Genomic DNA, 14,860 nt, shown 5'->3' with positions numbered 1-14,860 from the left:
GGAGGCCGCCCTAGACTGAGGCGTGGCACGGAGGCGGGCGGGCGACCGGGTGACCGCGCAGGTCGACAGCGGGCAGGCGGAGTTGGTGCCGGATCCGGACCGGCCGCGCTCGTACACCCTGCTGCTGGACGGCGCGCCGCAGTCGCACGTCGACCTGGCCGACCCGACCCACCTGGAGTTCGAGTACGTGCGCCGGATGGCCGCCACGGTGGACCTGATCGCCCCGCCGGGGACGCCGCTGCGGGTGCTGCACCTCGGCGGCGGGGCGCTCACCCTGCCCCGGTACGTCGCCGCCAGCCGGCCCGGTTCGCACCAGCGGGTCGTGGAGCACGACGCCGCCCTGGTGGACCTGGTCCGCGAGCGGCTGCCCTGGCCGGCCGACCCGCGGCTGCGGGTCCGGGTGGGCGATGCCCGCGCCGTGCTGGGCACCATCCGGGACGCCGGGTACGACCTGGTGGTGGCCGACGTGTTCGCCGGCGACCGGACCCCGGCGCACCTGACCTCGGTCGAGTTCGCCGGCGAGGTGGCCCGGGTGCTCCGGCCGGCCGGGACGTACCTGGTGAACGTGGCCGACGGGCCGCCGCTGCGGTACGCCCGGGGCAGGTGGCGACGGTGCGGGCCGTGTTTGCGCGGGCCTGCCTGGTCGCCGACGCCGCGGTGCTGCGCGGCCGGCGGTTCGGCAACCTGGTGCTGGTCGCCGGCCGGGTCGACCCGCCGGTCGCGGCGCTGACCCGGCGGGTGGCCGGGGACTGGTTCCCGGGACGGGTGCTGGCCGGGGCGGAATTGGACCGGTTCGTCGGCGGCAATCCGGTGGTGCGCGACGCGGCGGCCCGGCCCTCGACCCCGCCGCCGGTGGGTTTCTTTCGGCAGCCTTAATCCGGCACGGCCCGCCGTCCGTACCAACTGTCGGCGCCCGGTCGAACCGCGCCAGAACGCCAGACGGGAGGTCCGGATGTACGCGCTAGCGGGCGGGTGGCAGGCTGTCCGGGTCGGGACGCTCGCCACCGCACCACGGCGTCCGATCCGGCAGATGGTACGTATCGACGGAAGGGCCTTTGGCGGCAATGATGACCCGGTGACGCCACGACCGGCCGCCGGCAGGCACGCCAGCGGCTCCACCGAGACGGCCCATTCGGAGAAGCTCGTCCGGCAGCTGTACGAGGAGCACGCCGGCCCGCTGTTGTCGTTCGTGCTGCGGCTGACCGGCGGGGACCGCCAGCGCGCCGAGGACATCGTGCAGGAGACGTTGCTGCGGGCCTGGCGGAACGCGCACCGGCTCGGCGCACAGGGCCAGTCCTCACTGCGGCCCTGGCTGGTGACCGTGGCCCGGCGGATCGCGATCGACGACCACCGCAGCGAACGGGCGCGGCCCACCGAGACCTACGACCGGGATCTGGAGTCGTTCGCGGAGTCGGACGACACCGAGCGGGTGCTGCGGACGATGACGGTGACGGACGCGCTGCGGGCGCTGAGCCAGCCGCACCGGGAGATCCTCATTTCGACGTACTTCCGGGGGCGCACGGTGCCGGAGGCCGCCGCGGAGCTGGGATTGCCGCTCGGGACCGCCAAGTCCCGGGTCTACTACGCGCTGCGGGCTCTGCGCTCGGCGCTTCAGGAGCGGGGGGTGACAGAATGAGCCGGGCCGACCACTGGGACGTGGGTGCCTACGCGCTCGGCGTACTCGACGCCGAGGACACCGCGCGGTTCGAGGAGCACCTGGCGGGCTGCTGGGCGTGCGCCGCGGAGTTGGAGGGTCTGCTGCCCGTCGTCGACCTGCTCGGCGAGGTCGAGGCGGACGCCCTGCCACCGGTGGGTCGGCAGCCCGCGGACGACGCGATGCTGGATCGGATGCTGGTCACGGTGGCCCGCAGCCGGCGGCGCACCCGGCGGCACCAGACGCTGGCCATCGCGGCCGGCCTGGTCGTGCTGGTGATGGCGACCGGCGGCGCGCTGGCCGTGGGCCGGCAGTCCGCCGCCCGCACGACCGCGGCGCCGCCGCCGCCGAGCGCGGCGGCCAGCGCCACCCCCGGCCCCGGCGACACCTGGGTGGACGGTCAGCCCGGACCGGGCTTCGGCGGTCCGGACCTGGAGGGCGGGGAGAAGCTCACCGCCACCGACGACACCACCGGGGTACGGGCCGACCTCATCCTGGCCTCGAAGGCGTTCGGTACGCAGTTGTCCTTCGCTCTGTCCCGGCTGCCCGGGCCGCGCAACTGCCGGCTCGTGGTGTTGCGGCACAGCGGCGGCGCCGAGGTGGTTTCCACCTGGACGGTGCCGGTGACCGGCTACGGGACGGCGAGCGAGAGCATGCCGTTGATGCTCCAGGCCGCCACGGCGGTGCCGCGGGAGGACATCGATCGGATCCAGGTGCAGTCGATCGACGAGAAGGGTGTCGCCACGCCGCTGGTGACCGTGCCGCTCTGACCGGCCGGCCCGCTCTGACCGGCCGGCGGGACCCGCCCGGAACAATTGTTGCCCTGAGCATTCGCAGAATCACGCTGAGCGTGCGCGAATGGCGATTCCGGCCGCCCGGAACGATCTTCCGAGCGCGAACCGGAAATTGGCGTCAACTCGTATACGCACGGGCGGCGCACGAGGTTCAACGATTCGCTGTGAGTTTGTCCACTGTCTATTGCCTCATCCGGCGGCGATCGACCCGCGTACTCCGGGTCGACCTGATCCCGACAAAGGAGGGCACGTGGCACTGATCAAGCGGTCCGTCATCGTCGCCGGGGCGTTGGCAGCCCTCACCGCCTGTGCCCCCGCGGGGTACAACCCGAACAACCCCACCGGCGACGCCCAGCAGGTCGCCGCGGCGGGCGGCACCGCGGCGCCCACCGCGACGGCCGCGGACGAGGGCACCGGTGCCGCGCCCAGGACCCAGACCGTCGCGCTCACCGAGAAGCTGATCGCGAAGAAGCTGCCCCGGATGGGCGCCGTGGTGACCGACCAGGAGGGCTGGGTGCTCTACCGGTTCGACAAGGACTCGGCCAACCCGCCCACGTCCAACTGCGTCGACGACTGCGCCCGGGTCTGGCCGCCGGCCCTCACCGACGGCAACGCCCGCCTCCAGGGCGTCACCGACGACAGGATCGGCACCATCGACCGGCCGGACGGCACCAAGCAGCTCACCGTCGGCGGCTGGGCCGTCTACCGCTACATCGGGGACACCAAGCCGGGCCAGTGGAAGGGCCAGGGGGTCGGCAACACCTGGTGGGTGATCACGCCGGACGGCAAGAAGAACCTGACCTGCGTGCCGAAGACCCCACCGAAGGCCGTCGCGCCGCCGCCGCTGGTCGAGGCCACCCCGTCCGGCGCGTCGGGCGCCTCCGGTGGCGGTGACTACTCCTACTGAGCCGTCCGGACGCCGATCCGCCGGCATCATCCGAACGGACGATGCCGGCGGATCAAAATTGATCCTGAATTCAATTCTTAAGTCGGCCATAAATTATCGTCAGCTCCAATGTAAAAAGTTGACCGGGGCCTCGTGTATTACCTACGGTCGGCAATATCAGAATCAACATGAAAGGGTGAGCGATGACGTCCACCGGTCCCTCCCGGCACCCCCGATGGGTGGCGGCGGCGGTAACCGGACTGACCGGCGTTCTGCTCGGCGGGCTGGTGGCCGCACCGGGCCTCGCCGCCGCCGCGGACCGGGTCACGGCGGCCGTGCCGCCGGTCGCCGGCGGCCCCCTCGGCCACCTGCCGGCGGCCCGCGCCTCCGCCGATCCGAAGGGTCCGGTGCCCAATCCCATCGAGCTGCTGCCGAGCGACCCGTCGCCGAACGGCGCGGTGACCGCCGCCGACCGGGACTTCGTCATCAAGGTGCGGCTGGCCGGCCTGTGGGAGATGCCGGCCAGTCAGATGGCGGTCGACAAGGGCACCACGGACCGGATCAAGCAGATCGGGCAGGAGATCGGCCCCCAGCACAAGGTGCTGGACGCCATGGACCGCAGGGCCGCCGAGCAACTCGGCATCGCGCTGCCGGACGAGCCCAACACCGACCAGAAGGGTTGGCTGCGGGAGATGGAGCAGGCCTCCGGACCCCAGTTCGACCGGATCTACATCGACCGGCTCCGGGCCGCGCACGGCAAGATCTTCCCCGCCATCGGGATCATCCGGTCGAGCACCCGCAACGACGTCGTCCGGCAACTCGCCGCCCAGGCCAATGCCTTCGTCATGACCCACATGACGCTGCTGGAGAGTTCCGGGCTCGTCGACTACCAGTCGCTCCCCCAGGCGCCTCCACCGGCGCCGGCCGCCGCGGCCGCGCAGGCCGCGGAGACGGCCAAGAAGGGCACGTTGTACTCCAGCTCCGGCGGTCGCATCAACCCCGGTCTGGTGTGGATCGTCCTCGGCGCCGCCGTGCTCGCCGGCGCCTACAGCACAGTTCGACTCATCCGCCCTCGCTGACACGTACCGGCCCGGCGGCCGTCCGCGTGTCCCAGCTCCTCAAGATGGAAGGTGCCATCCGGTGAACTCCACCAACCGCCGATACGCCCGTCGGAAGTCGGCGGGCAATCCCCGCAAGCGGCGGATCATCGCCGCAATCGCCACCCTCGGCGCGTTCGGAGCGCTGGTCGCGGTGACGCAGGTCTCCCTGGCCGACACCCGGAGCCGGCGGCACACCAGCAGCTGCCCGCCGGCCTCCGCGACCGCCGCCGGCGACGCCTCGGCGAGCGCCGACGCCTCCGCCGCCCCCGGCGACGCGGCCGATGCCGGCACGGTGCCGACGAACGGGACGGACCCGTCCGGCGCTCCCTACACGGACAACGGTGTCGTCCAGCACCCCGGCGACGGTGGGCAGGCCGGACCGACCATCCAGAACCGGCGCCGCGGATGCACGCCGAGCAGCGGCTCCAGCACCCCGGCCGGGGGCAGCAGCAGTAGCCCGGCCAGCAGCGTGGAGGTACTGGCCAACAACTGCGACGACAGCACGCTGGAGCCGCACGCGGGTTTCCAGGACGGCAACCGCTGCGTGAGCACGGAGTTCGGTGAGGTCGGCAGCGCCGAGAACAACCCGACGCTGCTCATCAGCTCGGCACCGCGGACGGTCCGGGCCAACGAGGCGTTCACCATCCGGGTGAGCACCCGCAACCTGGTCCGGGACCGGTTCCTCGCCGCGGCGCAGGGCGGCTACTACAAGGAAAGCTCGCTGCTGACCGCCGACGGCCTGGTCCGCGGCCACTTCCACACCGCCTGCCGGATGCTGGACAGCCAGCGCACCGCCCCGGCCGCCGAACCGGTCCCGGCGTTCTTCGTGGCGACCGAGGACAGCAAGGGCGGGGCCACCCCGGACGAGGTCACCATCACGGTGCCCGGCCTGCCCACCCGGGGCATGGCGCAGTGCGCGGTCTGGGCCGGTGACGGCTCGCACCGGATCCCGATGATGCAGCGGGCCAACCAGATTCCCGCCTTCGACGTGACCCGGATCGTCGTCCGCTGACGACGTACCAGGCCTCGGGGCGGGTTGGGCGCCGCCGCCGGCGATAGGTCTCATCGACCAGCTCGGGCAACGCCCGGTCCCACCGGGGTCACACCCCGGAGGGCGGTGCCAGCAGCGACAGCCGGCGACGGAAAGGCGCAGACAGGTCGGTCGATCCGCTCCGGGAAGGACGGCACCGGGACGCACCGCGTCCCGGTGCCGTCGCCGTGTCCGGGGTTCCGCCCGGGCGGGTCGTGCCCCGCCTTGCCCCGGCCCACCGGGTGCCGGCCGGCCGCGTCACCGGCCGGCGGCCGGTCGTGGCAGAGTGGGCCGGTGACGACCGGCCGGAGCGACGAACGGGTGCTCACCCCGCCGCCCGGCTACCGGTTCACCGGCACGGTCCGGGAGTTGGCCATGGGCGGTTACGACCCGTGCGCCCGGCTGGTCGACGGCGCGTTCTGGTGGTCCACCCGCACCCCGGACGGCCCCGGCACGCTCTGCCTGCGCCCCGCCGGCTCCCGGCTGGTCGCCACCGGGCACGGTCCGGGGGCGGGCTGGCTGCTGGAGCGGGCCGATGCCGTGGCCGGGCTGCGCGACGACCTCACCGGCTTCGCCGAACGCGCGGCGACGCACCCGGTGGTGGCCGGACTGGCCCGGACCTTCGCCGGGCTCCGGATGCCGGCCACCGGACGGGTCTTTCCCCGGTTGCTGCGCGCCGTCCTGGAGCAGAAGGTCACCGGCAAGGAGGCGTTCCGGGCGTACGCGGCCACCGTCCGCCGGTTCGGCTCGCCGGCCCCCGGCCCGGTGGCCAACCTCTGGACGCCGCCGGCACCCGCCGACATCGCGGCGGCGCCGTACTGGGTGTTCCATCCGTTCGGGGTCGAGCAGCGGCGCGCCGAGACCCTGCGTCGGGCCGCCGCCGCGGCCGACCGGCTGGAGCGCTGCGCCGACGCCGCCGAGGCCACCCGCCGGCTCGTCGCGATCCCCGGCGTCGGTCCGTGGACCGCCGCCGAGGTCGTCCGGACCGCGTACGGCGACCCGGACGCGGTGAGCGTCGGTGACTACCACATCCCGAACATGGTCAGCTGGGCGCTGGCGGAGCAGCCGCGCGGCGACGACGCCCGGATGCTGGCCCTGCTGGAACCGTTCCGCGGCCACCGCGGACGGGTCTGCCTGCTGCTGGCCGCCGGCGGACGCTACGCTCCGCGGTTCGGCCCCGGATGCCGATCCGGTCCTTCGCCCGGTACTGAGGCACCGCCGGCTCCCGACCGGACCGGGCCGGGCCCGAGTGCCCGGCGGGACGCCGGCCGCCGTCTCCGACCGGACCGGACCGGGCCCGAGTGCCCGGCGGCCCGCCGTCTCCGACCGGACCGGGTCGGGCCGGCGGGCCGGCGTCAGGGGCGGGTCAGCCGGCGCAGCACGGCGGCGCAGCGGCGGGCGTACCCGTGCTGGAAGGCCACCACGAGCGGCCCGGCGGCGCGGGTGAACCAGCGGTCCGGCCGGCTGAACGCGGTCACGGTGAACCAGACCCGCCCGTGCGCGTCCCGCTCCACGCAGAACGCCTCCTCGCCCCGCTCGGGATGGCCGGGCAGCGTGCCGTACCCGAATCCGGCCCGGCGCTCGTCCTGGACCGCCCAGACCACCCGGCACGGCGCGGACAGCCGCAGCGGCCCCACGCCCACCGCGGCGTCCACGTGGACCCCGGGCGCCGCCCGGGGCGCGCTCGCGGTGACCCGCAGGCCCATCGCCCGGTGCATCCGCCAGCTCAGCACCGCCTCGGCGGCGGCCGGGAAGGCGTCCCGGTCCAGCTCGGCCCGGTGGTGCAGGTGGTGGTAGCCCGCCGGCAGCCCGCCGGAGCCGGTCACCGCCGCCTGCGTCGCGCCCGCCTCCGGGTAGGTCAGCTCCGGCACCGGTCACCCACTTCCCGCTCGTCTGCCGGCACAGCGTACGGGCCGGGTCACCGCGGCGCGCGGCGGTGGTGGACAGGGCGGCCTGGCTGCGACGACGATGGCCGGATGGAACTGCCGGTCATGCCCCCCGTCGCCCCGATGCTCGCGAAGCCGGTCGGGGAGATCCCGGGCGGGCGGCTGTACGAGCCCAAGTGGGACGGCTTCCGGTCCATCATCTTCCGCGACGGCGACGAGGTGGAGATCGGCAGCCGGAACGAGCGGCCGATGACGCGCTACTTCCCCGAGGTCGTCCGGGCGGTGCTGGCCAACTTCCCGCCCCGCGCGGTGATCGACGGGGAGATCGTGGTGGCCGACACCGGGCGCAACACCCTGGATTTCGAGGCGCTCCAGCAGCGGATCCATCCGGCGGCCAGCCGGGTGAACCTGCTGGCCGAGCAGACCCCGGCCAGCTTCGTCGCGTTCGACCTGCTGGCGCTGGACCGCGACGACCTGACCGGGCGGCCGTTCGCCGAGCGCCGCGAGCTGCTCGAACGGGCCCTGGCCGAGGCGGAGCCGCCGGTGCACGTCACGCCGATCACCAGCGACGAGGCCACGGCCCGCCGCTGGTTCGCCGAGTTCGAGGGCGCCGGCCTGGACGGGCTCATCGCCAAGGGTCCCGATCTGGCCTACCAGCCCGACAAGCGGGTCATGATCAAGATCAAGCACAAGCGTACGGCGGACTGCGTGCTGGCCGGCTACCGGCTGCACAAGTCGGGCGACGACCGGATCGGCTCGCTGCTGCTCGGCCTCTACGACGACGAGCGGGACGTGCTGGTCTCGGTGGGGGTGATCGGGGCGTTCCCGATGGCCACCCGCAAGGCGCTGTTCACCGAGCTCCAGCCGCTGGTCACCGGCTTCGAGGAGCACCCGTGGAACTGGGCCGCGCACACCAGCGGGGAACGGACCCCGCGGCGCAACGAGCAGAGCCGGTGGAACGCCGGCAAGGACCTCTCGTTCGTGCCGTTGCGCCCGGAACGGGTGGTCGAGGTCCGGTACGACTACATGGAGGGCGAACGATTCCGGCATACCACCCAGTTCGAACGGTGGCGCCCGGACCGTGATCCCCGGACCTGCACGTACGCCCAGCTCGACCGGCCGGTGCGGTTCAACCTCGCCGACGTCCTCTCCGGCGGCTGACCGCGGCCAGCCGCCCCGGCGCCGCACCGGTCGGGCCGGTTGCCGACGTCGACAGCGCGTCGCGGCCGGTGCCGGCCGGATCCCCGGCGTGGGGTATCCGACCGGATGTCCGGATCATCCGCGCCGAACGGCGGCGATGATCCCGATTGTCGGCTTCACGGTGTGACCCGCGGCATCCGCCGGCCGGAATGCCACCCGGCCCGGGGTCGTTACATCCACCGTACGACCGAGTAACGGCGCCGGCCGCAGCGCCACACCCGCCCGATCGACGGCGGGTTCGAGGCAGGGGTTGATCCGCCTCGCGGAATGCGGCCCGGCCCGCGGTCGTTACGGGTCCGGTGCCCGGGGCAGGGCCCCTACCCCCGGGAGCCCGTTCCGGGCACCACCCCACAGCTCGTACGGGCGCCGCGTGCGCCCGTCACTCTCCCCCAGAACCCTTCGGGCGCTGCGCGCAGTCCTTTCCGGCGCCGCGCGCCCCGGAGTTCCCCCGACCCCTTGAGGAGTTTTTCTGATGAAGACCACGATGCTGCGTAAGAGTGTGTTGTCGGTTGCCGGTCTGGCGTTTGCCGGTGGTGTGGTGGCCGGTCCGGTCACGGGTGTGTTGGCCTCGGGTCCGGCGGTGGCTGCGGATCGTGTGTCGGCGGTGGCGGTGGCTCAGCCTTCGGGTGGGCAGTCGCACGTCGATCTGGGTGATGAGCAGAAGGCGAATGTCAAGGCGATCGTGGCGGCTACGAAGAAGAACGGTCTGGATGAGCGGGCCGCGGTGATTTCGGTGGCCACGGCGATGCAGGAGTCGAAGTTGAAGAATCTGGGTGATCTGGGTGCGGCCAACGATCATGATTCGTTGGGTCTGTTCCAGCAGCGGCCGACCTCGGGTTGGGGTTCGCCGGATGAGATCACGGATCCGGAGTATGCGACGACGGCGTTCCAGAAGGCGTTGAAGGATGTGCCGAACTGGCATGAGTTGCCGTTGACCGAGGCGGCGCAGAAGGTTCAGGTGTCGGCGTACCCGGATGCGTACGCGCAGTGGGAGTCGCAGGCGACCGATCTGGTGGGTCAGTACTGGAACGCCTGACCCTCCGGGAGTGCAGGATGGCTGGGTAGTGCCGGAAGGGCCCCGATCATCGGGGCCCTTTCGCGGCGGCGCCGAGCGAGCGGGACGCAGGGCGTAGCCTGAGCACGAAGACGATCACGGGGAAGGAAACTCGTGAACCGCACTGCCCGCACCCGCGCCGCACTCGCCGGCGTCACCGCCGCCACCCTGCTGGCCGGCGGCTGCACGATGCCACCGTTCGCGCCCAACACCGGCAAGCAGCGCTCGGCGGCCGCCCGGCAACCACCGGGCGCCACCAACTGGACGCCGTGCCCGGACGTGCCCCGGGACCTGACCCACCGCGGCGCGCCGCCGAACATGACGTACGACTGCGCCACGATCAGCGTGCCCCGGGAGTGGCCCGCCGGGGCCACCCCGGGTGCGACGGTCAGCCCCGGCGGCGCCGGGCCGGCCGGGACCTTCGACATCGCGCTGATCCGGGCGCGGTCCAGTCGGCAGTCCGACCGGATCGGCTCCCTCGTGATCAACCCCGGTGGACCGGGCGCGTCCGGCATCGACACGGCGGTCTACCTGTCGTACGGCGCCGCCTTCGGCGGCCTGCCCGACGAGGTGACCCGGCGGTTCGACATCGTCGGCTTCGACCCGCGCGGCGTGAGCCGGTCCAGCCCGGTCAAGTGCATCTCCGACGCCGACCTGGACGCCACCTTCGGCGCCGAGCCGGACCCGGACACCCCCGCCGAGTTCGACGACCTGGTCGCGCTCAGCAAGCGCATCTCCGCGGGCTGTGCCGCCAAGTACGACGACCAGCTCAGCCTCTACTCCACGGAGCAGACGGCCCGGGACATGGACGCCGTGCGCACCGCCGTGGGCGACCAGCGGTTGACCTACCTCGGCTACTCGTACGGCACCCTGCTGGGCGCCACGTACGCCCAGCTCTTTCCGCGCAACGTCCGGGCGATGGTGCTGGACGGCGCGGTGGACCCGAAGCAGGACTCCATCGCCGGGTCGGAGAGCCAGGCGAAGGGGTTCGAGCAGGCGTTCGACGACTTCGCGGCGTGGTGCCGCGGCACGCCGGGCAAGTGCCCGATCGCCCCGGACGCCCGGGCCGCGGTGAACACCGCGCTGGACAAGGCCCGGGTGTCACCGGCACACGGCAGCGACGGCCGGGCCGCCAGCGCCGGCTGGATCTTCTACGGCATCGTGGCGTCGCTGTACACCGAGTCGGGCTGGGAGGAGTTGGCCACCGCCATCCAGAAGCTGGCCGAGGGCAACGCCGACCCGATCCTCGAACTCGCCGACCGGTACGCCGACCGGGACGCCAGCGGCCACTACTCCAACCAGTTCGACGCCAACCTGGTGATCAACTGTGCCGACGAGGCGCAGCGGCCCACGGTCGACCAGGCCCGCGACCTGCTCCCCCGCTGGCGCAGCGCGTACCCGCTGTTCGGGCCGCCGCTGGCCACCGGGCTGCTGAGCTGCGCCGAGTGGCCGGCACCGGCCGACCCGTACCCGACCGGCCGGGCCGACGGCGCCGCGCCGATCCTGGTGGTCGGCACCACCGGCGACCCGGCCACCCCGTACGAGCAGACGCAGCGGCTGGCCGACATGCTCGGCGTCGGTCGGGTGCTGACCTGGGAGGGCGAGGGCCACACGGCGTACCCGCAGACCACCTGCATCACCGGCGCGGTCGACGCGTACCTGATCGAGGGCACCCTCCCGCCGGTCGGCAAGCGGTGCCCGGCGCGATAGCCTGCGCGGGTGATCTTTCGCGAGGCGGTGCCGGCCGACCTGCCGGCCGTCCTCGGGCTGCTGGTCGACGACGCGCAGGGGCGCAACCGGGACAGCACCGAGGTCGACGAGGCGTACCGGCGGGCGTTCGCCGAGATCGCCGCCGACCCGCGCAACGAGCTGATCGTCGGTGACGACGACGGCACGGTGGTGGCCTGCATGCAGCTCACCTACATCCCGGGGCTGAGCCGGCACGGCGCCCAGCGGCTGCTGATCGAGGCGGTACGGGTGCACTCCGGCCGGCGCGGCCAACGGATCGGCGCGCGGATGATGACCTGGGCGATCGACCGGGCCCGCGACCGGGGCTGCGCCCTGGTGCAGCTCACCACGCACAAGTCCCGGGCCGACGCGCACCGGTTCTACCGCCGGCTCGGCTTCGAGGACAGCCACGAGGGCATGAAGCTCGCCCTCTGAGCCGGTGCGGCCTGAGCCGTCGACCCGCGCGGCGCCGGACCGGCGGCGAGCGTGCCTCACCTGCCGGCCGGCGCCGCGTCAGCCGTCGGAGCGCCGAGCCCGGCTGGGCTGGACCCGCATCGGCTCCCCCGGCATCTTCGGGTGGTCGGGCGGGTAGGGCAGATCGCCGGCGCCGTCCCGCTCGTCACGGTCCGCCCACTCCAGCAGCGGGGTCAGATCCCACGGGTCGTCGTCGATGCCCTCGTGCGGGTCCGGCCCGCCGGCCAGCCGCTGCGGCACGGTCCGCAGATCGAAGTCGTCCGGCTCCACCTCGGGAAGCTCGGCCCAGGTCACCGGGGTGGAGGCGGTCGCGCGGGGGTTGGCCCGCAGCGAGTACGCGCAGGCGATGGTGCGGTCCCGGGCCATCTGGTTGTAGTCCACGAACACCCGCTCGCCGCGTTCCTCCTTCCACCAGGAAGTCGTGACCAGGTCGGGCCGGCGCCGTTCCAGCGCCCGGCCCAGCGCGATCGCCGCCCGGCGTACCTGGACGAACGTCCAGCGGGGCTGGATGCGCAGGTAGACGTGCACGCCCCGGCCGCCCGAGGTCTTCGGCCAGCCGGTCACGCCCAGGTCGGTCAGCAGGGCGTTCAGTTCGATCGCGGCCTGCGCCGCGTCCGCGAAGTCGGTGCCCGGCTGCGGGTCGAGATCGATCCGCAGCTCGTCGGGGTGGTCGGGTTGGTGGGCCCGGACCGGCCACGGGTGGAACACCACGGTCCCCATCTGGGCCGCCCACGCCACGTGCGCGAGGTCGCCCGGGCAGAGTTCCAGGGCCGTCCGACCGCTCGGAAAGGTGATCTCGGCGGTGCCCAGCCACGGCGGCACCCCACGGGTGGGCACCCGCTTCTGGAAGAACGTCTCCCCGCCCAGACCCTCGGGAAACCGTTGCAGCGTGGTGGGCCGGTCCCGCAGCGCGCGCAGGATGCCGTCACCGACCGCCAGGTAGTAGTCGAAGATGTCCTTCTTGGTGAATCCCCGGTCCGGGAACATCACCCGGTCCGGGCTGCTGAGCCGTACGGTGTGCCCCGCCACCTGGACCTCGACGGGCTTCGCCTTCGGGGTGCCGACCATGCTCTCAGACGATAGGCCACCCCGGCGCCCGCCGTGGTCAACCCGGGACGCCCCAGCTCCGGTGGGTCTCCCAGAGGTGCTGGACCAGGAAGAGCTTCCGCTCGAACCGGGCGTCGCCGGCCAGCAGGTCGCCGTCGTACGGCGCGGGCAGCCGCCGGGTCACCCCGTCGGTGCCGTACACCATCACCACCGTGTGGCGGCGCCGCCGCTCGGCGCGGACGTCGGTCACCCGTTCCCACGGTACGAAGGTGGTACGCCCGAGGGGGCCGCCGGCACGCAGCCCGGCGGAGTTGATGCACGCGCCCGTGCGCCAGCGCACCAGGCCGGACCCGAGCGCGGCCAGCGGCACCAGCGCACCGGCCAGCCCCGCCGCGACGGCCGGGTCGACCGGCATCCGCGGGCCGACCGCCGACCGCTGCCGGGCCAGGGTGAACAGGACGCCCAGCAGCAGCACCCCGGCCAGGGTCACCGATCCGGCGACCAGGGCGTGCGCCACGATCTGTCGCCAGGTGGGTCGGAAGATCGCCAGCACCGTGGCCTGGTGCCGGCCCCGATAGTCCCCACCCGACCGGGTGGCCGCCCGCATAACTGGTCAACGACGACCCGGGCCGTGGGTGATCCTCGCCCGTTGCCGTGGAGCGCGCCGGTCGGCGCCGTACCCTGGAAGGGTGGCTGTGAACAAGAGCGAGTTGCCCCGCAGCGAGGACGAGTGGCGGGTCCGGCTCTCCCCGAGGAGTTCCGGGTCCTGCGGGAGGCCGGCACCGAACGGCCGTGGACCGGCGAGTACGTCGAGACCAAGACGCCCGGGACGTACCACTGCCGGGCCTGCGGCGCCGAGTTGTTCGCCAGTGACACGAAGTTCGACTCGCACTGCGGGTGGCCGAGCTTCGACAAGGCGCTGCCCGGTGCCATCCGCTACGTGGAGGACCGGTCGCACGGGATGGTGCGGACCGAGGTCCGCTGCGCCACCTGCGACTCGCATCTGGGCCACCGGTTCGACGGCGAGGGCTACACCCCGACGAACGCCCGGTACTGCATCAACTCCGTCTCGATGCACCTGGAGCCGGCCGCCGACGCGGGTTGACGTACCGCGCCCCGACCCCGTTGAATCCGGTGCCACTGCCGGTCCAGCGAGTTCGGGGAGGCACGATGGCACGGTTGGACGTCCGGCGGCTGGCCGCCGTCGACATGTGGGGCGGCGCGGGCACCCGCTTGCGCCGCCGGATCATCCTGGCGGAGTTCGTCCTGGGCACGGTCGGTTGCCTGGCCCTCGGCGGGTGGCTCCTCGGCGTGGCCGGGTCGGTCGGTTGGGTGCTGTTCGGCGGCTGGCTGATCGGGCTCGGCCTGAACTATCTCCCGCTGGCCGTGCACGCCGGCACGCTCTCCCCGGCCGGCGCCCTGGAGCGGGAACTCGCCGATGTCGACGTCCCGGGCGAGCTGCGGCACTACACGGCCGCCCAGTTCTGGCTCGCGGTGCCGCTGCTGTTCGTCGTGCTCGACGTCGTGCAGCGCCGCCGCCGCTAGGCCGCGACTCCGGCACCCCACCGCGGCTCCGGCACCCCACCGCGGCTCCGGCGCAGCTCCGGCACCCCACCGCGGCTCCGGCGCAGCTCCGGCACCCCGCCGCTCCGGCGCCCGATTTCGCCGGTTCTCATGTTCGTTCTATGAGTTTGCAGCACTATGGGCAGCAGGGGGTAGATGTCCTACTAAGAGGAGTTGGGCGCCATGGCGACCTGCGAGGTCTGCGGCAACGACTACTGGATGGCCTTCGAGGTCCGGACGGTCAGCGGCGACGTGCACACGTTCGACTCGTTCGAGTGCGCGGTGCACAAGCTCGCGCCGGTCTGCGAGCACTGCGAGTTGAAGATCGTCGGACACGGCGTGGAGGTCGACGGCCGATTCTTCTGCTGCGGTCACTGCGCCCGGGCGGTGGAGACCAGCCGGGGCGCCGAGATCCGCGACGCGGTGGGCGCCCGACCCGCCTGA

The 14,860-nt window shown here is 73.3% G+C and carries 14 protein-coding genes and 3 pseudogenes; 14 read left to right on the top strand and 3 right to left on the bottom strand.

Translation table 11 applies throughout. The features are described from left to right. The first annotated feature begins 22 nt into the window (after positions 1–22). The 7 genes and pseudogenes from CIK06_RS08450 (at position 23) to CIK06_RS08420 (ending at position 6,675) form a co-directional block, all read left to right on the top strand. Positions 23–876, top strand: a pseudogene (locus tag CIK06_RS08450) (spermidine synthase). A 154-nt stretch (positions 877–1,030) separates the two neighbouring features. Continuing rightward, a complete protein-coding gene (locus CIK06_RS08445) occupies positions 1,031–1,636 on the top strand; it encodes a sigma-70 family RNA polymerase sigma factor (protein WP_198348139.1) in 606 nt (201 codons plus the stop codon). Then, positions 1,633–2,424: a zf-HC2 domain-containing protein gene (locus CIK06_RS08440; protein ID WP_095564366.1), complete on the top strand. Its 792-nt coding sequence runs from the start codon at positions 1,633–1,635 to the stop codon at positions 2,422–2,424. Before CIK06_RS08445 ends, CIK06_RS08440 begins: the two co-directional genes overlap by 4 nt. A gap of 274 nt (positions 2,425–2,698) precedes the next feature. Continuing rightward, a complete protein-coding gene (locus CIK06_RS08435) occupies positions 2,699–3,355 on the top strand; it encodes a hypothetical protein (RefSeq protein WP_095564365.1) in 657 nt (218 codons plus the stop codon). A 218-nt stretch (positions 3,356–3,573) separates the two neighbouring features. After that, positions 3,574–4,413 (top strand): DUF4142 domain-containing protein, encoded by an 840-nt coding sequence (locus tag CIK06_RS08430; RefSeq protein ID WP_232534084.1) that lies wholly within the window; start codon positions 3,574–3,576, stop codon positions 4,411–4,413. Between the two features lie 61 nt (positions 4,414–4,474). Next, positions 4,475–5,446, top strand: a complete 972-nt coding sequence (locus CIK06_RS08425; protein ID WP_232534083.1) for a Pecanex-like protein 1 — start codon at positions 4,475–4,477, stop codon at positions 5,444–5,446. 312 nt (positions 5,447–5,758) lie between these two features. Then, positions 5,759–6,675 (top strand): annotated as a pseudogene (locus CIK06_RS08420) (DNA-3-methyladenine glycosylase). Between the two features lie 144 nt (positions 6,676–6,819). Here CIK06_RS08420 and CIK06_RS08415 read toward each other — a convergent pair. Continuing rightward, a complete protein-coding gene (locus CIK06_RS08415; protein WP_232534269.1) occupies positions 6,820–7,290 on the bottom strand; it encodes a DUF1990 family protein in 471 nt (156 codons plus the stop codon). Between the two features lie 150 nt (positions 7,291–7,440). On the opposite strand from CIK06_RS08415, the gene CIK06_RS08410 reads away from it, so the two are divergent. The 4 genes from CIK06_RS08410 to CIK06_RS08395 all read left to right on the top strand — a co-directional run bounded on the left by CIK06_RS08410 (position 7,441) and on the right by CIK06_RS08395 (position 11,767). Then, a complete protein-coding gene (locus CIK06_RS08410; protein WP_095564362.1) occupies positions 7,441–8,511 on the top strand; it encodes an ATP-dependent DNA ligase in 1,071 nt (356 codons plus the stop codon). Between the two features lie 511 nt (positions 8,512–9,022). Continuing rightward, positions 9,023–9,586, top strand: a complete 564-nt coding sequence (locus CIK06_RS08405) for a hypothetical protein (RefSeq protein ID WP_095564361.1) — start codon at positions 9,023–9,025, stop codon at positions 9,584–9,586. 132 nt (positions 9,587–9,718) lie between these two features. Beyond that, on the top strand, positions 9,719–11,314 hold the full coding sequence (locus CIK06_RS08400; protein ID WP_232534082.1) for an alpha/beta hydrolase: 1,596 nt from the start codon (positions 9,719–9,721) through the stop codon (positions 11,312–11,314). 9 nt (positions 11,315–11,323) lie between these two features. Further along, positions 11,324–11,767 (top strand): GNAT family N-acetyltransferase, encoded by a 444-nt coding sequence (locus CIK06_RS08395; protein ID WP_095564360.1) that lies wholly within the window; start codon positions 11,324–11,326, stop codon positions 11,765–11,767. A 78-nt stretch (positions 11,768–11,845) separates the two neighbouring features. Here the strand turns inward: CIK06_RS08395 and ligD are convergent, their stop codons facing one another. After that, positions 11,846–12,874: a non-homologous end-joining DNA ligase gene (gene ligD, locus CIK06_RS08390; protein WP_095564359.1), complete on the bottom strand. Its 1,029-nt coding sequence runs from the start codon at positions 12,872–12,874 to the stop codon at positions 11,846–11,848. 37 nt (positions 12,875–12,911) lie between these two features. After that, positions 12,912–13,406 carry a PH domain-containing protein gene (locus CIK06_RS08385; protein ID WP_157756652.1) on the bottom strand — a complete coding sequence of 165 codons (495 nt, stop codon included), beginning with the start codon at positions 13,404–13,406 and terminating at the stop codon, positions 12,912–12,914. A 136-nt stretch (positions 13,407–13,542) separates the two neighbouring features. Here CIK06_RS08385 and msrB point away from each other — a divergent pair. The 3 genes and pseudogenes from msrB to CIK06_RS08370 all read left to right on the top strand — a co-directional run bounded on the left by msrB (position 13,543) and on the right by CIK06_RS08370 (position 14,860). Beyond that, positions 13,543–13,958, top strand: a pseudogene (gene msrB / locus CIK06_RS08380) (peptide-methionine (R)-S-oxide reductase MsrB). A gap of 65 nt (positions 13,959–14,023) precedes the next feature. Beyond that, positions 14,024–14,398 (top strand): hypothetical protein, encoded by a 375-nt coding sequence (locus CIK06_RS08375; protein WP_095564357.1) that lies wholly within the window; start codon positions 14,024–14,026, stop codon positions 14,396–14,398. A 201-nt stretch (positions 14,399–14,599) separates the two neighbouring features. Beyond that, complete coding sequence (locus CIK06_RS08370; RefSeq protein ID WP_095564356.1) at positions 14,600–14,860, top strand: Prokaryotic metallothionein; 261 nt, start codon at positions 14,600–14,602, stop codon at positions 14,858–14,860.

The sequence above is a fragment of the Plantactinospora sp. KBS50 genome (assembly GCF_002285795.1).
Taxonomy (GTDB): Bacteria; Actinomycetota; Actinomycetes; order Mycobacteriales; family Micromonosporaceae; genus KBS50.
Note: the sequence above shows the minus strand (reverse complement) of the source record. Positions and strands in the feature narration are given on the sequence as shown.